Origin of the sequence: Vibrio sp. A8-1, assembly GCF_013048685.1 — a bacterium.
Lineage (GTDB): Bacteria > Pseudomonadota > Gammaproteobacteria > Enterobacterales > Vibrionaceae > Vibrio > Vibrio metschnikovii.
In genome coordinates, this window is record NZ_VHTC01000007.1 from 93,925 (window position 1) to 113,100 (window position 19,176).

Consider the following 19,176-nt stretch of genomic DNA (forward strand, 5'->3'; position numbering starts at 1 on the left):
CACCTTATTACTTCCTTGCAAAAAAATATATTACAACTTCTTCATATTCAGCATCAAACTTTATATACGCACAACTATACTAGTCATAAACTCGACACAAAACTCCAACAAAAACCCAACATGAATGATTCATGTAAGGAGTTAGAATGATTATTGGTGTACCTAAAGAGATCAAAAACCACGAATATCGCGTGGGAATGATACCCGCCAGTGTAAGAGAGCTTACTTTACATGGCCACCAAGTGATTGTCGAAACCGAAGCAGGATCCGGTATCGGCTTTTCAGACGATGATTATATCGCTGCAGGGGCATCCATTGTTCCTAATGCAGCAAACGTATACTCGCAAGCCGAAATGCTCGTTAAGGTCAAAGAACCTCAAGCCACAGAACGCGCTATGCTCAAAGAAGGGCAAATTTTATTTGCCTATTTGCATCTTGCTCCAGATTTTCCACAAACTGAAGCACTTATCAAGAGTAATGCTGTCTGTATTGCCTATGAAACTGTAACAGATAGTATGGGTCGATTACCACTACTAGCACCAATGTCTGAGGTGGCTGGCAGAATGTCCATTCAAGCCGGAGCTCGTATGTTGGAAAAATCTCACAAAGGAATGGGAATTCTCCTCGGCGGCGTGCCCGGTGTCGCGCCGGCCAACGTATTGATATTGGGAGGTGGAGTAGTCGGCGCGAGTGCCGCAAGAATCGCCATTGGCTTACGTGCGAATGTCACTCTACTCGACCGTAATCTAGAAACCTTACGCAAATTAGATGAAGAGTTCCAAGGTCGAGCGACACTGCTCTACTCCACCGCTGACGTCATTGAACAACAAATTATTCACGCCGATCTAGTGATTGGTGCGGTGTTGATCCCTGGAGCCAGCGCCCCAAAATTGGTCAATGAACAACATATTAAACGCATGAAACCCGGATCGGTGGTCGTTGATGTCGCTATCGATCAGGGGGGATGCTTCGCGACTTCTCATCCCACTACCCACGATCAACCCAGTTATGTCGTGCATGATGTGGTTCACTACTGTGTCGCGAATATGCCGGGAGCCGTAGCACGAACCTCCACTTTTGCTCTCAATAACGCTACCCTTCCCTACATTGTAAAACTTGCCAATCTGGGTTATCAACGAGCGTTGCTCGAGGATAAAGGATTATTGGCGGGACTGAACATCCTCAAAGGACAAGTAACTTGTAAAGAAGTCGCAGACAGCTTTAATTTACCTTATATCAACGCGATAGAGGCGCTAAAATCTACGCATTGAGTTTAAGTCGACGCTAAAACTGGCTGCACGTAACGATAGTGTCGACTGATACGACCGCTTTACCCCAGTAAAGAAGCCTGCTTGGCATGAATGAGCAAGTTTCTTGGTGTTACCTCTCGCGGACAAAATTCACTGACTGACACTTGATAACCTTGCTCTTCTAAGAACAGTGCCTTATCACAAACGAGCCACATTTCTAATAAGCGTCTAAAGCCTTGTTGAACAAGGCTCAATTTTTCCATACGCCAATAACGGGCTAACCCTTGCTGTTCATAGTTCGCAAAATTAATCTTATCTAACGCCAACAAAAAGCCTTTTTGTTCTGCTGCCCAAAGACAAAATGCTTTAAAGCCTTCAGAAAGCTGTGATTTTTTAATGCTTGGTGTCGGTTGATAGTCTATTAAGCCTAATTCCGCTTTAAGTAACTCATCCCAGCCTAAGCGATAACTCATCTCTTGTTGACGGTGACGTTTCACTCGCTCACCTCCAGTAACCGTCTCTTGAACAGGAATACGTAACTCTTGGCGAGTGAGATTCAACCCAGACTGCTGACCTAAACTCGATAATGGTTGATAGTGATCCGCTTCGATAAGATGATAACAACAAGGCGCAACACTCACTGCAGACACCGAAGCTTGCGCAGCGTATTGCATTAAGCGCACATGTAAATCACCACAAGCGTGCAAAGCCACCGCATGTTGACAGGGTTTAAACAACTTTTGGCTACTCGGTTTAAAAGCATCGCCTTGCACAAACATCATCGCTAATTGGCGCTTATCCGCTTCAGCTTGTCCTTGTAGACATAAGGCCTCTTGATATTCAAAACTGAGCACTGGACTATCAGAATAAGTGGCTAAAAAACGCCCCAGATACCCTTTACCTGCACACCACTCTAACCATGATTGACCTTGATGCCGAGCGATCAACTGTTGTCCCAATCGCTTAATTTGTTCAATTTTTCGCCCAGGAATACCCGTATAGAGCGAATGCAGCCTTTGCGTATTCTCGTCAGTAGGCAATACCGTGAGTAATGGCTGTTTTACAAGAAAATCGTGAGTGCTGGCAATGATCTCAGCAAGTCCTTCAATATATATCGATAGATGGCAAAGCAAAACATCCGGTTGCTGTTTCAGTTGAGCTATTTGCTGTGGAGAGAGCGAGTTAAGCCAACGATCCAGTTCAGAGTTAACCCCATGCCAATGATCAGTATCATCCACACTATGATGAAAGGGCTCAAAACGCCAAAACAACGCGGTTTGAGAAAGAAATTTATCGAGCTGAGTAAAAAGTGTCTGCATTATGCCCCCTAACTAAAGCGCTATTTTAGGGTCAAGTTAACGAGGAAGAAAGAAGACCATTGGCAAAAAACCGTACTATACTGCCAATAGATCGCCTATCCTCATCTAAAATGACGGCTCGGTTACACTTTTTTATGCTTAACACATAAATAATTAAGATTGTCTATTTGTTGGTGATGTCGATACAGGTAGGATAGTGTATCCTTTATTATCGGGCTCTAAAAAAGATACGGATTTTATGAATATAGGTTTACTTATCGCTCTCGGAGTCGTGCTTCTGGTTTTGATCTTAGGCTACAACATTATGTTGCAGTATCGATTGAAAATAGAAACGGCCAAGAAACAAGAATCTGCACGTTATCTAACCATTATTGATGCTACTGAAGATTTAATCGGTAATGCGCATCATATGCCATTTAGTAAAGATTTGCTGGTTTGTTTAAATAACCGAATTCTTGATGCTCTGCAAAACATGCTTGATTTAGATCCCAAAAATAAGCAATTGGCACAGCGCGTCGAAAATATGCAGGCACAAATTAAACACCTAAAAGAAAACCATCCCGGTGGAGAAAGTACGCCGTTTAAAGTTCCAAGTAGCGATAAGCAAGCCATTGTCATGCTCAAACTGGTTAAACGACTCCGAGATACGGTACGCAGTGAACACAACAAAGGTCGTTTTGATACCCAAGCCTTCGTCGCAGAAAACGCTCGGCTTGAAACCATTCAAATTCGAATTAATATTGAAAACGTGATTAAGCGTGCCAACGATTCGATTGTTCGTGGACAACCAGGTACCGCACTGCAACTTCTCCGCAAAGGGATTGATGTTCTGAATACCAAAAACGACAGCTATTCGACTCAAGCAAGAGAAAAACTGCAAACCATGCATGATGACATTGAACAACGCCGTCAAACTAAAAGTGCTGCTGATGTCCAACAAATGGAAGACAAAGAGCGCAACAGTGATATGGAAGCATTATTTGGTGAGAAGAAAAAGTGGTAAAGGGACAACTCGATACTTTTCCCATAGCCATCCTCCATCATCAAATGCCAGACAGACGACAATTCATCATTTACCGTCTTTTATCCCGAGACAAGTAACCGTATAGGACGTTACCATTGTTCCCCATGAATATCGACCAATGGTATGATTGGGGCTCCACGTCAAGTTCATCCTATCACTACTGATCCAAATGATAGCTTAAGCCGATATTTTTTAATGACCATGATACAGACCGCCATTCAACCATTACTCGCTCCAATTGAGCAATTCCTACTCTGCCCGACGCCCGACTCTTGGATAGTTCAAGCCAAACGACCTGAGAATTTAAACGTTATTTTACGAGATCATTTATTATGTGAGCTGAAGGCTGCGCAAAGCGCCATTTTTTTACTCAAACGCTATGTGCTAACCGATGAAGCCACTCAGCAATTGACAGCCTTAATTCAACCCTATGAACGTTTTGCTTATCAATGCCAAGGCGATTTGCTTTCTCTCAAAGGAACCAGTCAGTTGTCGAAATCGATTCACGCGAGAAGTGACTGTGCCTATGGCGAAGCGATGATTGAGAAAATGGTTTTATTGATCAAAGAAGAGTTGCATCATTTTTATCAAGTAGCAGAAATTATTGAACGCCAAGAGTTAGAGTATCAGCCAATCAATGCGAGTCGCTATGCCAAAGGCATGCTTAAGCACGTTAAAACCTTCGAACCGGATGCATTGATTGATAAATTGATCATCGGTGCGTTTATCGAAGCTCGATCTTGCGAACGATTTGCTAAGTTAGCCCCTCACTTACCGGAAGAGATTGGACGATTCTATCTCTCATTATTGCGTTCTGAGGCTCGGCACTATCAAGATTATCTAGCATTAGCTGAACACATTGCAGCAAACGATATCCGTCAACGTATCGACTATTTTGCTGCTATTGAAGCTGAGCTCATCCAGAGCCCAGATGATGATTTTAAATTTCATAGCGGTGCGCCAATTTAATTGGCGCACTCTCAATGCTAAACAGCCATCAGTGAGGCATTAATCTCAGCTAAGACTTGAGCGGGATGATTAGCTTGAGTGATAGGCCGTCCAATCACTAAATAGTCCGAGCCCGCTTCTAGGGCTTGAATCGGCGTCATAATCCGTTTTTGGTCACCAACATCAGCTCCAACCGGACGAATCCCCGGTGTAACCAACTTAAACGATGAGCCTAAATGCTGTTTTAATGCAGAGGCTTCTTGAGCAGAGCAGACCACGCCATCTAAGCCAGCATTTTTAGTTAAGGTCGCTAAACGTAGTACATGCTGCTCTGGCGCAAGGTTAATCCCTATCCCTGCCAAATCGACCTGCTCCATACTGGTTAATACGGTCACCGCTATCAGTAACGGACGCTCGTTACCATAAGGTTCGAGTATTTCACGAGCGGCCACCATCATTCGCTCACCGCCACTAGCATGGACATTTACCATCCATACGCCAAGCTCTGCTGCAGCGCGAACCGCTTTCGCACAAGTATTCGGAATATCATGAAACTTTAAGTCAAGAAAGACAGAGAAGTCACGGCGATGCAATTCACGTATCAACTCCGGGCCAAATAGAGTAAACATTTCCTTACCCACTTTTAATCGACAGCTCGATGGGTCAATCTTATCGACGAAGGCAAGCGCCTCTGCTCGTTTTTCATAATCCAAGGCAACAATGACTTTTTGGTCGTTCATTTTTACTCCTAATAATGACCTATCGTTTTGATACTTAACCTTTGTTCCATTCAATACGTACCGATGGATGCTCGGTCTATTTCTGGTTAAACATACATGAGGGAATTACTCACCATCTAAACCACGGATCGGCTTAATTGTCCCCCACCCCTTACAAGAGGGGCAATGCCAATACAGCGAGTGAGTCGAGAATCCGCAATGACGACAGCGATAGTGAGGTTTGGCTTTTAGCTGTTCTCCAACCAATTTTTGTAAGGTAGAAAGGCTGGCTTTCGCTCTGCCTTCTTCCGCTTCTGCGATGTGATAACCAATTAAGCGATAAAAACCTTTCATGGTCGGGTTTTTAACTAATTGACGAGTTAACAGCTCTTGAGCACTTGCCACACCATCATGTTGAGCGACCAACTGCGCAAGCATTAACTCCGCAGAAACTCCGGCATTCTTATCAATACATTGGCGCAAAAACTCAACCAGAGCATCTTCTTGACCAAGGTGATGATAACATTCAGCCAAGGTTGGTAACACTTCACCAATGAAGTCAATATCTTGGCTTAAGACACGCTCTAAATGACTGATCGTCTGCTGATATTGCTGATTCGCGAGACACAGCTTACCCAGCGAAATACTGGCGCGGACACATTTAGGATCTTCATGCAATGCACGTTTAAAAAACTGCATGGCTTTATTATCTTGCCCGTCAGATTGCTCTAGCATTGCCAACTCACACCAAAAATGAGCGATACTATTTTTCATCCGCTTACGCCCCAACTTCACTAACGCCTGTGCACACTCAATCGCTTTATGCCATTCGCGTGTTTGTTGGTAAATCGCCGTTAATTGTTGCAAAGCGGACTCGCGATGCTCAGGTTCATCGATCAATTGTTCAAATATTTTTTCGGCGCGATCGAGAAAACCTGCCACCATATAGTCTTTAGCAAGCTGTTGCAGTGCTAGATTTTTTTGATCAATCGTTAAGCCTGATCGGGAAATAAGATTCTGGTGGATGCGAATGGCGCGATCGACTTCACCACGGGAACGAAACAGATTACCTAACGCGAGATGAGTATCAATCGTTTCATTATCAACTTGAAGCAGTTCAATAAAATGGTCAACGGCTTTATCAGATTGATCAGAAAGTAATAAGTTTAACCCCGTAACGTATTGGCGGGAGATTTGGTGAGAGTGCTTCTGCTTGTCTTGCTGGGCGCTACGATTGCCCATATACCATCCGTAAGCGGCAGCAATGGGCAAGAGCAAGAAGAGAAGTTCTAACATTAATTATTCCAGATTAGCTTTTGGCTTGATTGGCGTTTGCGGCACGACTTGCTTGGCTATTTTACGATTAAGCTTACGTATCTCAAGCTTCGCTTTAAGATACAAACCACCAAATAAAATCCAAGCCACTAAAAAACCGGTCACAAACACGCCGCCCAATAACGTTGATAAGTGAAACTCACCTTGGGCAAGCAGATAATTAAACGTCACGATCGCTTGATTTTGAGCACCTAACGCTAACGCGATAAGAAATAAGGCCAATAACACGATAATTTTTATTATTTTCATAATACCTATCCTATTTAGGTTCATATTCACCAATTCGCTTGCTGATTATGCAGTAAATTCGTCTGACAAACCATGCTCAATCTAATAATCCAGTGACTTTTGAGACACAAAAAAGCGGCATACTGAAAAAGCATGCCGCTGGTGTACTTGTCGTATTACTAAATGTTCTGGTTAACCCGCTCACGTAGTTCTTTACCCGGCTTAAAGTGAGGTACATATTTTCCCTCTAACTCTACTTTTTCGCCAGTCTTTGGATTACGTCCAATGCGAGGCTCACGATAGTGTAAAGAGAAACTGCCGAAACCACGAATTTCGATTCTCTCTCCGTCTTCTAACGTTTTGGACATGTGTTCAAGAACATCTTTTACGGCATCTTCAATTTCTTTGGCTGACAGATGCGTTTGTACTGCACACAGCCTTTCTATCAATTCAGACTTAGTCATAGTTTCCCTCATTGAGTTTTTACCTTGATTATAGTCAGTAATAGCAGTTCCAACAAACACTTGCTTAATTTTGTAGAGAAAAGGCAAAAAAAAGGAACCTATGCAGGTTCCTTTCTATTTACGAATTTAACTTATTCGCCTTTAGCAGCTTTGAAAGCATCAGCCATTGCATTACCAAAAGCAGCTTCATCTTGCTTGTTGATAGTTGCCATTGCTTCTTGCTCATCAGCTTCATCTTTCGCTTTGATAGATAGGTTGATTACGCGGTTTTTACGGTCAACACCAGTAAATTTCGCTTCAACTTTATCACCAACGCTTAGAAGAAGAGAGGCATCTTCAATGCGGTCACGAGCAATTTCAGAAGCGCGGATATAACCTTCTACGCCATCTTCAAGAGTGATCGTTGCGCCTTTAGCATCAACGGCTGTTACTGTACCGTTAACTAGAGTGCCTTTCTTGTTGTCTGCAACGTAAGCATTGAATGGGTCATTTTCCATTTGCTTAACGCCTAGAGAGATGCGCTCACGCTCTGCATCTACTGCTAGAACAACTGCTGAGATCTCATCGCCTTTCTTGTAATCACGTACCGCTTCTTCTCCAGGAACATTCCAAGAGATATCAGATAGGTGAACAAGACCATCGATACCACCGTCAAGACCGATAAAGATACCGAAATCAGTGATAGACTTGATCTTACCAGTTACTTTGTCGCCTTTAGCTTGCGCTTCAGCGAATGACTGCCAAGGGTTAGCTTTACACTGTTTTAGACCTAGAGAAATACGACGACGCTCTTCATCGATATCAAGAACCATCACATCTACTTCGTCGCCAACATTAACAACTTTAGATGGGTGGATGTTCTTGTTAGTCCAATCCATTTCTGAAACGTGTACTAGACCTTCAACGCCTTCTTCGATTTCTACGAAGCAGCCGTAATCTGTTAGGTTAGTAACACGACCAGTTAGTCGGTGACCTTCTGGGTAACGCTTAGCAATAGCTACCCATGGATCTTCGCCTAGCTGTTTTAGACCTAGTGATACACGAGTGCGGTCACGGTCAAACTTAAGAACTTTAACTAGGATTTCGTCACCAACGTTAACGATCTCTGATGGGTGCTTAACACGTTTCCACGCCATATCAGTGATATGTAGTAGACCATCAACACCGCCAAGATCAACGAATGCACCGTAATCAGTAAGGTTCTTAACGATACCTTTAACTTCAGTACCTTCTTGTAGAGTTTCAAGAAGTTCGTCACGCTCAACACTGCTTTCTGATTCGATAACAGCACGACGAGAAACAACAACGTTGTTACGCTTCTGGTCTAGCTTGATAACTTTGAACTCTAGCTCTTTGTTTTCTAGGTGAGCAGTGTCACGGATAGGACGTACGTCAACTAGAGAGCCTGGAAGGAATGCACGAATACCGTTCAATTCAACAGTGAAGCCACCTTTAACTTTACCATTGATGATACCGATAACCGTTTCAGCTTCTTCGTAAGCTTTCTCAAGAACGATCCAAGCTTCGTGACGCTTAGCTTTCTCACGAGAAAGTTGAGTTTCACCGAAACCGTCTTCAACAGCGTCAAGTGCTACGTCAACTTCTGAACCAACTTCTACTTCTAGTTCTCCCGCAGCGTTTTTGAACTGTTCTGCTGGAATAGCAGACTCAGACTTAAGGCCTGCATCAACAAGTACATAGCCATTTTCAATCGCAACTACAGTACCTTTAACGATAGTACCTTGTTGAAATTGGGTTTCGTTTAGAAACTCTTCAAAGAGTTGAGCAAAAGATTCAGTCATGTATTTAATCTTCAATAATTAAACGTCCACGGGTATCCTACCGCATGGGGTTGTTAAAATCGCCAGTCATCATCCTTGCGACCAACGTTCTTAGCTAACGTGGTTTATTCCGCTAACTTCGATTCGATGTATTGTAATGCTTGAGCCACAACCTCGTCGATAGACAAAGTCGTTGAATCTAATAATAGCGAACCTTCCGCTGGACGCAGTGGCGCCACTGAACGATTACGATCTCTATCGTCACGTTCTTGAATTTCGCTTAAAAGGGCGTCAAATTTAACATCAAGGCCCTTCAGTTGCAACTGCTTATAGCGTCTACGCGCACGCTCTTCTGCACTTGCATCAAGGAAAATTTTTACCGCAGCTTCAGGAAAGACCACGGTTCCCATATCTCGCCCATCGGCCACTAAGCCTTTACCTTGCTCGAACGCACGCTGTCTACGCAATAACGCCTCACGGACACGAGGCAAGGCAGCAATTTTTGAGGCGGCCATACCCGTTTCTTCTTTACGCAAGGCCTTAGAAACGTCTTCACCTTCTAAAATTACTTTAACCAAGTCGCCTTCAGCAATGAACTCAACATCAAGGTGTGTGGCTAGAGGAACTAATGCCTCTTCAGACTCAGGGTCAACGCCATGATGAATCGCGGCTAAGGCAAGTACGCGATAGATTGCGCCCGAATCTAACAGTTGAAAACCGAGCTTTTTCGCCAACAACATACACAGTGTGCCTTTACCAGCGCCACTAGGTCCATCCACGGTAATTACCGTTGTTTGCAAGGACATGCTTTACTCCATTCGTTTAGTTCACGACTCATCGCGTGATTGGTCAACGATGAATTATATACTGAACTGGCAATAAGATGCGAGTTTCAGACGAGGAGTCCCCCTCATAAAAAAACTCAGGGCTAAGCCTGAGTTTCTTGTTCGCGGGTGGTTCACATTACAGTAAAATACGTTTATCGTTTCTTGCCACGATTGCTGGCCCGATTCCCTTCACTTTAGTTAGATCTTCTTTTGTTAAAAACTGACCATTTATCTCACGATATTCAACAATCGCCTGAGCTTTTTGCAAGCCAATGCCTTGTAACAAAGTTGCGATCTCTTCTGCAGAGGCGGTATTAACATTCACTGTGATCTCAAAGCCCTGATTAACGCTGACCGTTTCTTCGCCCATCGCTTGGCTAACGGGCAGGCTTAAGCCCAGCAGCAGGGCAAGTAAATAATTCTTAATCATTGTTCCTTCCTTGTTTAAGTGTTTATCGCATCCCTACACCACCAGATAGAACAGGAATCACCGATCGAACACGCTGGATCTTGGTGATCAACAACGTTGTATTTTCTCATAGCACAGGGGTAGACAAGACGATAATAAAGGATTAGTCACATCGACTATTTGAACAAAACAAGAAAATAAAATGGGCTGCAAATGCAGCCCAAAATGACAAACATGTTATTTACATAACAGGCCGTTATTGCTCTAAACCATAATATTGGATTTTCGTATTTTGACGTAATACACCCAAAATACCCTCAACATTCTGTTGTAGTCCAATGCGAGATAACTGAGCGCCAATTTGCTGATTCAATTGTGGGTCAACCTCAGTCGTCACAGCAGCTAAAGCGATAACAACAACGTTGCCTTGTGCATCTTTGCCATGTGCATAAACATGATGCTCGCCTTCTGGCTTCGGCATAGAGAAGACGATTTCAGCCAATGGAGAACTTCTGTCCATACGCTGAACCTCACTAAAGGCTAATTGATGGTCGTCTAATAAACTATTATCGCCAGCGTTTAAACCCGTGACTAAATCGTTTGCCAATTGCAATGCTTGCTGCTCCGCTTTTAAACGCGATAACGTCGCAACGATTTGCTCACGAACCTCGGCCAACGGTAAAATAATTTCTGGACGAGTTTGCTCAACACGGACAACCACAACATGCTCAGGGGCAATTTCAATTGCATCCGAGTTCAGTTGATCTTCTTTGACTTCTGGCTGTCGCAGCGCTTGTATAACCGCAGGAGCACTCAATGTAGCAGGCAATTCTGCGACTGAAATAAAATCCGTACGTTGAATGTCTGCGCCAATTGCCTTAGCGGCTTCATCTAACGAGTCTGGTGACTCAAAAGCAATACGCTCTAGCTCAGTTTGTAGTTGATAAAACCGATCAACCGCTTGCTGATCTTGTAACTCTGCTTTTATCTCAGCAGCAACTTGCTCATAAGGCTTAATCACTGGAGCCTTAAGTTCATCAAGTTTAATGATGTGGTAGCCGAAATCCGATTTTACCAGCCCGCTAATTTCACCGACTTGTTGAAGAGCAAAAGCCGCACTTTCAAAAGCCGCGTCCATCGTATCACGTTCAATCCAACCTAGCTCACCACCCTCTTGGGAACTACCAATGTCTTGTGATTTCTCTTTCGCCAATTGAGCAAAGTCCGCCCCATTGTGTAATTGATCTAAAATCGCCTGAGCTGCTTGTTGATCATCACCTTGGATCATGATGTGGCTGACTTTACGCTGTTCTTTAGAAGCATATTTATCTTGATGCGCGTCATAGAATGCTTTGGTCTGCTCATCCGTAATGGTGATGGCTTGTTTCAACTGCTGCGCTGACAACTCGATATAAGAAATTCTCATCTGTTCCGGACGAGTATATCGATCATCATTTTGTTGATAATACTGCTCAATCTCTTGATCTGTTAGCTGAACCTCTTTTGCGAAATCAGTGGTCGGTAGCGTGATGGTTCGCACATCTCTAGCTTGAGCCACTAACGCACTCAACCCTTCGACTTCACCGGGTAAAGTAAACTCGCTGGTCTGTAAAGCCGCAACCAGTTGATCACGGACCAGACTACGACGCATATACTCGGCAAAAGCATCGGGGGTAAACCCTGCACGACGCAGAGCAGATTGATAGATATTTTGATCAAATTGACCTGCCGACTGGAACTCTGGCATGGCAATAATGGCTTGACGAACTTGATTATCACTTACACGTAAACCGAGCGACTGTGCATGCTGCTCAATTAAAATATCATTGATCATGCTATCAAGCACTGAGCGTCGTAGTGAAGCGACATAAGTTGGGTCTGCTAGTAATGTAGAAAAGTAATCGCCAAGTTGTGACTGCATGCGATTACGTTCATTTTGATACGCCTGTTCAAATTCCCCACGACTGATCTCTGTCTTGCCGACTTTGGCCGCTGCATTATTGCCGCCGCCAACGATATAGTTACCCACGCCTGCAAAGATAAACGATAGGATGATGAGTCCTAGGATAATTTTCACCGCGATGCTGTTCACGCCTTCGCGTAATCGTTCCATCATAGTTGTACTGCTCTCCGGGTTTGAAGCTAAATGCTTCAGCCAAAATTGAATAGCGCGATAATATCAGAAAAAGAAATGCGCATCAGTAGGATGCGCATAATTTCAAAAGGTTCGAATTATTTTTGCGTTAAAACGGCAAAAAACACCCTGTATTAGTTACAAGCGTCTTTTAAAGCTTTGCCAGCCTTAAACGCGGGTACTTTAGCTTCAGCAATTTGGATCTCTTCACCCGTTTTTGGGTTACGGCCAGTACGAGCTGCGCGTGAGCGGACAGAGAAAGTACCAAAACCTACTAACGCTACTTGATCACCAGATTGAAGTGTATCGGTCACTGCTTCGATAAATGCATCCAGTGCGCGACCAGCGGATGCTTTGGAAATATCCGCATTTTCTGCGATTTTTTCTACTAGTTGTGTCTTATTCACTGTAATTCCCCTTTGGTCACCAAGTTATTGTTTTGTTCGGTGCCGATTTCGTTCCATTAAGATTAAAAACAGGCTTAATGCCTTATTACAACAGGGCTTAAGCCATAGTTGGTAACGTTAGCTCCCAAAAAAAACGCTGACAAGCCTTTTTCGACCTATCAGCGTAATCTTTTAGTTATTTTTGCTACACATCACTATTTTACAACAGCAAAACTAACCCCAGCTGGGTCATTTTCTAAGGCAAGCTGCAAGACTTCATCGATCCACTGGACAGGGATCACTTGTAAATCTGCGATGACATTATCTGGGATCTCTTCCAAATCACGTTCATTGTCTTTTGGAATTAAGACCATTTTTATGCCGCCACGATGCGCTGCTAACAACTTCTCTTTTAAGCCACCGATAGGGAGCACTTCACCACGTAACGTGATTTCTCCCGTCATTGCGACTTCAGCTTTAACAGGATTACCCGTTAAGCTAGATACCAGTGCCGTACACATTGCAATACCTGCACTTGGCCCATCCTTCGGAGTTGCGCCTTCAGGAACGTGGACATGGATGTCTTTTTTCTCGTAAAAATCGCTATTGATGCCTAATTTATCAGCACGAGAACGAACGACGGTCATGGCGGCCTGAATAGACTCTTGCATCACATCGCCAAGTGAACCCGTTTGGGTTAACTTACCTTTACCTGGCATCGATTGAGTCTCAATCGTCAGTAAGTCACCACCAACTTCTGTCCACGCTAACCCCGTTACTTGACCAATTCGATTACTATCATCGGCTTTACCGTAATCAAAACGCTGTACCCCTAAAAACTCTTTTAAGTTTTCTTGGTTGACCGTTACCGTTTTCACTGAGGCATTGAGCAGGATCTTCTTCACCGCTTTACGACAAATTTTCGAAATTTCGCGTTCCAGTCCACGCACACCAGCTTCACGCGTGTAATAGCGAATAATGCCAGTGATCGCTGAATCTTCGATGATGATTTCGCTGGGCTTTAGTCCATTACGCTCAATCTGCTTATTCACCAAATGGCGCTTAGCAATATTGAGCTTCTCATCTTCGGTATAACCAGACAAGCGAATCACTTCCATACGATCCAGCAGTGGCCCTGGAATATTCATCGAGTTTGATGTTGCAACGAACATCACATCAGATAAATCGTAATCCACTTCCAAGTAATGGTCGTTAAACGAATTGTTCTGTTCTGGATCCAAAACTTCTAACAGCGCTGAAGCAGGATCGCCACGCATGTCTGAAGACATTTTATCAATTTCGTCCAACAGGAAAAGTGGGTTTTTTACCCCAACCTTAGCCATTTTCTGAATTAATTTTCCAGGCAGTGAGCCAATATAAGTCCGACGGTGACCACGAATCTCCGCCTCATCACGTACCCCACCTAGTGCCATACGCACATACTGGCGACCCGTTGCTGATGCAATAGAACGACCTAATGACGTTTTACCAACCCCTGGAGGTCCAACCAAACATAGGATAGGGCCTTTGAGTTTATTGATCCGAGTTTGCACCGCAAGATACTCTAAGATGCGCTCTTTAACTCGTTTCAAACCGTAATGATCAGCGTTAAGGATTTCTTCCGCTTTCGCGAGATCTTTTTTAACCTTTGAACGCTTCGTCCAAGGCACGCTGACCATCCAATCGATGTAGCTACGCACCACGGTTGCTTCTGCTGACATCGGTGACATCATTTTGAGTTTGTGTAGCTCTTGCTGAGTTTTATCGCGAGCTTCTTTGGGCATTTTTGAATCATCGATTTTCTTTTGCAGAGTCTCGAATTCATCAGGCGTGTCGTCCATCTCACCGAGCTCTTTTTGAATAGCTTTCATTTGCTCATTCAAATAATACTCACGCTGAGATTTCTCCATCTGTTTTTTCACTCGAGTGCGAATACGCTTCTCAACTTGTAACAGATCGATTTCCGACTCCATTTGCCCCATTAAAAATTCTAAACGCTCAGAAATGTCTAAAATCTCTAATACTTTTTGCTTATCCACCAATTTTAAAGGCATGTGAGCGGCGATGGTATCAGCTAAGCGAGCGGCTTCATCAATCCCATTCAGTGAAGTAAGTACTTCAGGTGGGATTTTCTTATTCAGTTTGATAAAGCCTTCAAATTGATTGATCGCACTGCGAACAATCACTTCTTGTTCTTTTTCATCCAACTCTGGTGTCAGCAGATATTCCGCCTCTGCTGAAAAGAAATCACCCTCATGAAATTGATTAATTTTCGCGCGCTGCTGGCCTTCAACCAAAACCTTGACCGTACCGTCTGGCAGTTTTAATAGTTGAAGAATGGTCGCTACCGTTCCTACTGCAAATAGATCGGAAACTTTCGGCTCATCGGTTTCAGCTTGTTTTTGAGCAACCAAGAGCACTTGTTTGTTGTTATCCATCGCTGCTTCTAAGCATTGGATGGATTTTTCACGGCCAACAAACAGAGGAATGACCATATGTGGGTATACCACCACATCGCGCAGAGGTAGTACTGGGATCTCGATACGCTCGGAACGTTCCAAGTTCATATTATTCTCTCTTCCGCTTTTATGTATATCGGAGTATATGGGGCCTAACTGACTGGATTCAATGACGGAATTAAAAAAAGGAGGTATCACTACCTCCTTTTAAAAATGGTTGAACACTTTTTACTCAGCGCCTGCTGCCTGACTCTCATTTCCAGAATAAATAAGTAGCGGCTCTGACTCACCATTAATGACGGATTCGTCAATCACGACTTTTTCAACGTCTGCCATTGAAGGGAGCTCGTACATGGTTTCTAACAGAACATTTTCGAGAATTGAACGTAAACCACGTGCTCCTGTTTTGCGTTTCATCGCTTTAGCAGCGATAGCACGCAAGGCATCTTCACGAAATTCAAGTTCTGCTTTCTCTAACTCGAAAAGAGCAGCGTACTGTTTAGTCAGCGCGTTTTTAGGCTCACACAAGATTTGAATTAACGCTTTTTCATCCAACTCCGTCAAGGTTGCGGTCACTGGTAAACGACCAATAAACTCAGGAATCAGACCGTATTTAACCAAATCTTCTGGCTCAACTTGGGTGAATAATTCACTCAATGACTTACTGTTGTCTTTTGAACGAACTTCAGCACCAAAACCAATCCCAGTGCCTTTAGCAACGCGTTGCTCAATCACCTTATCCAAACCAGAGAAAGCACCACCACAAATGAAGAGGATTTTGGAGGTATCAACCTGTAAAAACTCTTGCTGAGGATGCTTACGTCCACCTTGTGGCGGAACAGAAGCAACGGTACCTTCAACCAATTTAAGCAGTGCTTGTTGAACGCCTTCACCAGAGACATCTCGAGTGATCGACGGATTTTCTGCTTTGCGTGAAATCTTATCGATTTCATCAATATACACGATTCCGCGCTCCGCTTTTGCAACGTCGTAATCGCATTTCTGTAGCAATTTTTGGATGATGTTTTCAACATCTTCGCCCACATAACCCGCTTCCGTCAGGGTCGTAGCATCGGCCATAGTAAATGGCACATCCAAAAAGCGAGCTAACGTTTCTGCCAACAGTGTTTTACCGCTACCGGTTGGACCGATCAGCAAAATATTACTTTTACCGAGTTCCACACCATCACTGGTCGTATCACCGTTACGTAAACGCTTATAGTGGTTATATACCGCAACAGCGAGCACTTTTTTCGCGTGTTCTTGGCCAATCACATAGTCATCAAGATGTTCACGAATTTCACGCGGTGTTGGTAACGCCGACGACTCTTTCTTCGGTAAAACATCTTTGATCTCTTCACGAATAATATCGTTACAAAGATCGACACATTCATCACAAATGTAGACTGAAGGACCTGCGATTAGCTTGCGAACTTCGTGCTGGCTTTTGCCACAGAAAGAGCAGTACAGTAGCTTACTGCTACTACCCTCTTTGCTTTTATCTGTCATTCGCTAACCTCTTAGCCTTTACTCTTGATAATTTGAGTGTATAACAATTTACCCCAAATTGCGTTAATCAATTATTACGATTGTTATTCACCGCGATGGGTAAGTATCGCATCAACAATACCGTAATCGACTGCTTGCTGCGCTGACATAAAGTTATCTCGGTCAGTATCACGTTCAATGACATCTAGTGGCTGTCCGGTATGCTCTGCAAGTAGCATATTTAATTTATTCTTGATGCTCAAAATTTCTTGCGCATGGATCTGAATATCCGATGCCTGCCCTTGGAATCCACCGAGTGGTTGGTGAATCATGACACGTGAGTTAGGCAGAACGTAACGTTTGCCAGGAGCACCACCTGCCAATAAAAAAGCACCCATAGAGCAAGCTTGTCCAACACACAGGGTACTTACATTCGGTTTAATAAACTGCATCGTGTCATAAATCGACATACCTGCGGTTACGCTGCCACCGGGTGAGTTGATGTATAGAAAAATATCTTTATCTGGATTTTCAGATTCTAAGAAAAGCAGTTGAGCCACGACAAGATTTGCCATGTGATCTTCTACTTGACCCGTTAGGAAAATAACACGGTCTTTCAATAAGCGAGAATAGATGTCGTATGAGCGCTCACCACGAGAAGTTTGTTCCACCACCATGGGTACTAGCGCGTCAATAATTGGCGACATTGCATTTTTTTCTTGGTAGCTCATAGTCTTAATATCCCTAAAATAAATGGCCCGAATGATGGGCATCACACGGACCATTGTTAGCAGAAGAGTCGAGGTTTCGTCAACCCTTCTTGCTGATCACCGACTAAAATTAAGCCGCTTCTGGGTTCATTAGCTCATTAAAGCTAACGGTTTTTTCCGTTACTTGTGCTTTGGCAATGATGGCATCAATCGCTTGCTCTTCTAGAGCTACATTGCGCATGTTGTTCATCATTTGCTCATTTTGCTGGTAGTAAGCAATCACTTCACTTGGATCTTCATAAGCGGTGGCCATCTCTTCGATGATCGCTTTTACTTTCTCTTCATCCGCTTTCAGCTCTTGAGTACGGATCACTTCACCAAGTAGTAGGCCAACAACAACACGGCGTTTCGCTTGTTCTTCAAATAGCTCACGTGGAAGTTGGTTAGCCGCTTCAGTGTTACCACCAAAACGTTGGGCTGCTTGCTGACGTAGTACGTTGATTTCTTGGTCAACCAAAGCAGAAGGAACCAGTAGTTCGTTCTCTTTTACTAAGCCTTCAATCGCTTGCTCTTTAACGCGTGTTTTGATGGCTTGCTTTAGCTCACGTTCCATGTTTTTGCGAACTTCAGCTTTAAGACCTTCAAGACCACCGTCTGCAACGCCAAATTTAGCAACAAATTCATCGTTCAATTCTGGTAGCTCACGAGCTTCAACTTTGTTTACTTTGATAGCAAACTTAGCCGCTTTACCTTTTAGATTTTCCGCATGGTAATCTTCTGGGAAAGTCACGTCGATTTCAAATTCCATGCCTTTGGTTTTTCCAGCAATACCGTCTTCAAAACCAGGGATCATACGGCCTGCGCCCATTTCTAGTGGGAAGTTTTCCGCTTTGCCGCCTTCAAACTCTTCACCGTCAATCGAACCGATGAAGTCGATAGAAACACGCTTACCTTCTTCAGCCGCTTCATCCACTTCTACCCAAGTCGCTTGCTGCTTACGAAGCGTTTCTAGCATTTCAGCGACGTCGGCGTCGGTCACTTCTGCTGCTGGTTTTTCTACCGTAATGTTTTCTAAACCTTTCAACTCAACTTCTGGATAAACTTCAAAAGTAGCGGTGAATACCAAATCTTGGCCTTCTTCCATTGAAACAGGAGCAAACGTTGGTGCGCCCGCTGGGTTGATTTTTTCTTTTACGATAGCTTCGATAAAGTGACGCTGCATCACTTCACCAAGCATATCTTGACGTACTGCTTTGCCGTACATCTTAGCAACCATTTTCATTGGCACTTTGCCTTTACGGAAACCATCAAAACGACGGTTTTTCGCGATGTTGCGTAGTTCCGCTGTCACCGCATCTTCGATGTTTGCAGCTGGAACAGTAATATTGAGACGGCGCTCTAGGCCTTCTAGCGTTTCAACAGTAACTTGCATTATTTATAAACCTCAAAACTGGCTCAGTATTACTGAGCATCATGAGCCAATACGTTGACTGGCTGCATCCTTGTGTGGTGCTCGATTGAACACTTAGCGATAAAACATGGAGCATCGGCGTATCCAGTTAACTCACCTTCACGCCGGACTAATGAGTGATATCTTTGCCGATTTGCGCCGAATAAAGGTATCTCTGATTAGTCTCAGGACAAAAATTTAGACGCGACATTCTACCGACCCAAGCTTTTGCTGTCGAGTTAAAC

General features: G+C 43.7%; 17 protein-coding genes. 3 read left to right on the forward strand and 14 right to left on the reverse strand.

All coding sequences use genetic code 11. The features are described 5' to 3' along the window. Positions 1-146 precede the first annotated feature (146 nt). Complete coding sequence (ald, locus tag FKN93_RS05720; protein WP_170904664.1) at positions 147-1,271, forward strand: alanine dehydrogenase; 1,125 nt, start codon at positions 147-149, stop codon at positions 1,269-1,271. A 59-nt stretch (positions 1,272-1,330) separates the two neighbouring features. On the opposite strand, the gene FKN93_RS05725 is transcribed toward ald, so the two are convergent. Further along, a complete protein-coding gene (locus FKN93_RS05725) occupies positions 1,331-2,569 on the reverse strand; it encodes a methyltransferase (protein WP_154168628.1) in 1,239 nt (412 codons plus the stop codon). Between the two features lie 238 nt (positions 2,570-2,807). Here FKN93_RS05725 and FKN93_RS05730 point away from each other — a divergent pair, with 238 nt between their 5' ends. Continuing rightward, a complete protein-coding gene (locus FKN93_RS05730; protein ID WP_040904878.1) occupies positions 2,808-3,572 on the forward strand; it encodes a hypothetical protein in 765 nt (254 codons plus the stop codon). Between the two features lie 222 nt (positions 3,573-3,794). After that, positions 3,795-4,562 (forward strand): tRNA isopentenyl-2-thiomethyl-A-37 hydroxylase MiaE, encoded by a 768-nt coding sequence (gene miaE, locus FKN93_RS05735; protein WP_158139025.1) that lies wholly within the window; start codon positions 3,795-3,797, stop codon positions 4,560-4,562. 17 nt (positions 4,563-4,579) lie between these two features. Here miaE and pyrF read toward each other — a convergent pair whose 3' ends face one another. The 13 genes from pyrF to tig all read right to left on the reverse strand — a co-directional run bounded on the left by pyrF (position 4,580) and on the right by tig (position 18,913). After that, positions 4,580-5,281, reverse strand: a complete 702-nt coding sequence (gene pyrF, locus FKN93_RS05740; RefSeq protein ID WP_154168630.1) for an orotidine-5'-phosphate decarboxylase — start codon at positions 5,279-5,281, stop codon at positions 4,580-4,582. A 105-nt stretch (positions 5,282-5,386) separates the two neighbouring features. Beyond that, on the reverse strand, positions 5,387-6,556 hold the full coding sequence (gene lapB, locus FKN93_RS05745; RefSeq protein ID WP_158138152.1) for a lipopolysaccharide assembly protein LapB: 1,170 nt from the start codon (positions 6,554-6,556) through the stop codon (positions 5,387-5,389). Between the two features lie 3 nt (positions 6,557-6,559). Beyond that, positions 6,560-6,844 (reverse strand): lipopolysaccharide assembly protein LapA domain-containing protein, encoded by a 285-nt coding sequence (locus tag FKN93_RS05750; RefSeq protein ID WP_004395637.1) that lies wholly within the window; start codon positions 6,842-6,844, stop codon positions 6,560-6,562. Positions 6,845-7,002: 158 nt separating this feature from the next. After that, positions 7,003-7,287: an integration host factor subunit beta gene (gene ihfB / locus FKN93_RS05755; protein WP_004395638.1), complete on the reverse strand. Its 285-nt coding sequence runs from the start codon at positions 7,285-7,287 to the stop codon at positions 7,003-7,005. A 131-nt stretch (positions 7,288-7,418) separates the two neighbouring features. Then, positions 7,419-9,089 (reverse strand): 30S ribosomal protein S1, encoded by a 1,671-nt coding sequence (rpsA, locus tag FKN93_RS05760; RefSeq protein WP_004395639.1) that lies wholly within the window; start codon positions 9,087-9,089, stop codon positions 7,419-7,421. Between the two features lie 104 nt (positions 9,090-9,193). Continuing rightward, positions 9,194-9,874: a (d)CMP kinase gene (gene cmk, locus FKN93_RS05765; protein WP_154168632.1), complete on the reverse strand. Its 681-nt coding sequence runs from the start codon at positions 9,872-9,874 to the stop codon at positions 9,194-9,196. Positions 9,875-10,031: 157 nt separating this feature from the next. Next, positions 10,032-10,325: a helix-hairpin-helix domain-containing protein gene (locus FKN93_RS05770; RefSeq protein WP_154168634.1), complete on the reverse strand. Its 294-nt coding sequence runs from the start codon at positions 10,323-10,325 to the stop codon at positions 10,032-10,034. 235 nt (positions 10,326-10,560) lie between these two features. After that, the gene (gene ppiD / locus FKN93_RS05775) at positions 10,561-12,420 is read right to left on the reverse strand and encodes a peptidylprolyl isomerase (RefSeq protein ID WP_154168636.1); all 1,860 of its coding nucleotides are present in this window, start codon (positions 12,418-12,420) and stop codon (positions 10,561-10,563) included. Between the two features lie 152 nt (positions 12,421-12,572). Further along, the gene (locus FKN93_RS05780) at positions 12,573-12,845 is read right to left on the reverse strand and encodes an HU family DNA-binding protein (protein ID WP_004395643.1); all 273 of its coding nucleotides are present in this window, start codon (positions 12,843-12,845) and stop codon (positions 12,573-12,575) included. Positions 12,846-13,039: 194 nt separating this feature from the next. Continuing rightward, positions 13,040-15,391, reverse strand: a complete 2,352-nt coding sequence (gene lon / locus FKN93_RS05785; protein ID WP_004395644.1) for an endopeptidase La — start codon at positions 15,389-15,391, stop codon at positions 13,040-13,042. 120 nt (positions 15,392-15,511) lie between these two features. Then, positions 15,512-16,792, reverse strand: a complete 1,281-nt coding sequence (gene clpX / locus FKN93_RS05790; protein WP_004395645.1) for an ATP-dependent protease ATP-binding subunit ClpX — start codon at positions 16,790-16,792, stop codon at positions 15,512-15,514. 83 nt (positions 16,793-16,875) lie between these two features. Further along, on the reverse strand, positions 16,876-17,502 hold the full coding sequence (gene clpP, locus FKN93_RS05795; protein ID WP_170904665.1) for an ATP-dependent Clp endopeptidase proteolytic subunit ClpP: 627 nt from the start codon (positions 17,500-17,502) through the stop codon (positions 16,876-16,878). Positions 17,503-17,611: 109 nt separating this feature from the next. Beyond that, the gene (gene tig / locus FKN93_RS05800) at positions 17,612-18,913 is read right to left on the reverse strand and encodes a trigger factor (protein ID WP_154168638.1); all 1,302 of its coding nucleotides are present in this window, start codon (positions 18,911-18,913) and stop codon (positions 17,612-17,614) included. Between the last annotated feature and the right edge of the window lie 263 nt (positions 18,914-19,176).

Coding starts and splice junctions, on each gene's coding strand:
- ald (WP_170904664.1), top strand. CDS start 147: ATGATTATTGGTGTACCTAAAGAGATCAAAAACCACGAATATCGCGTG.
- FKN93_RS05725 (WP_154168628.1), bottom strand. CDS start 2,569: ATGCAGACACTTTTTACTCAGCTCGATAAATTTCTTTCTCAAACCGCG.
- FKN93_RS05730 (WP_040904878.1), top strand. CDS start 2,808: ATGAATATAGGTTTACTTATCGCTCTCGGAGTCGTGCTTCTGGTTTTG.
- miaE (WP_158139025.1), top strand. CDS start 3,795: ATGATACAGACCGCCATTCAACCATTACTCGCTCCAATTGAGCAATTC.
- pyrF (WP_154168630.1), bottom strand. CDS start 5,281: ATGAACGACCAAAAAGTCATTGTTGCCTTGGATTATGAAAAACGAGCA.
- lapB (WP_158138152.1), bottom strand. CDS start 6,556: ATGTTAGAACTTCTCTTCTTGCTCTTGCCCATTGCTGCCGCTTACGGA.
- FKN93_RS05750 (WP_004395637.1), bottom strand. CDS start 6,844: ATGAAAATAATAAAAATTATCGTGTTATTGGCCTTATTTCTTATCGCG.
- ihfB (WP_004395638.1), bottom strand. CDS start 7,287: ATGACTAAGTCTGAATTGATAGAAAGGCTGTGTGCAGTACAAACGCAT.
- rpsA (WP_004395639.1), bottom strand. CDS start 9,089: ATGACTGAATCTTTTGCTCAACTCTTTGAAGAGTTTCTAAACGAAACC.
- cmk (WP_154168632.1), bottom strand. CDS start 9,874: ATGTCCTTGCAAACAACGGTAATTACCGTGGATGGACCTAGTGGCGCT.
- FKN93_RS05770 (WP_154168634.1), bottom strand. CDS start 10,325: ATGATTAAGAATTATTTACTTGCCCTGCTGCTGGGCTTAAGCCTGCCC.
- ppiD (WP_154168636.1), bottom strand. CDS start 12,420: ATGATGGAACGATTACGCGAAGGCGTGAACAGCATCGCGGTGAAAATT.
- lon (WP_004395644.1), bottom strand. CDS start 15,391: ATGAACTTGGAACGTTCCGAGCGTATCGAGATCCCAGTACTACCTCTG.
- clpX (WP_004395645.1), bottom strand. CDS start 16,792: ATGACAGATAAAAGCAAAGAGGGTAGTAGCAGTAAGCTACTGTACTGC.
- clpP (WP_170904665.1), bottom strand. CDS start 17,502: ATGAGCTACCAAGAAAAAAATGCAATGTCGCCAATTATTGACGCGCTA.
- tig (WP_154168638.1), bottom strand. CDS start 18,913: ATGCAAGTTACTGTTGAAACGCTAGAAGGCCTAGAGCGCCGTCTCAAT.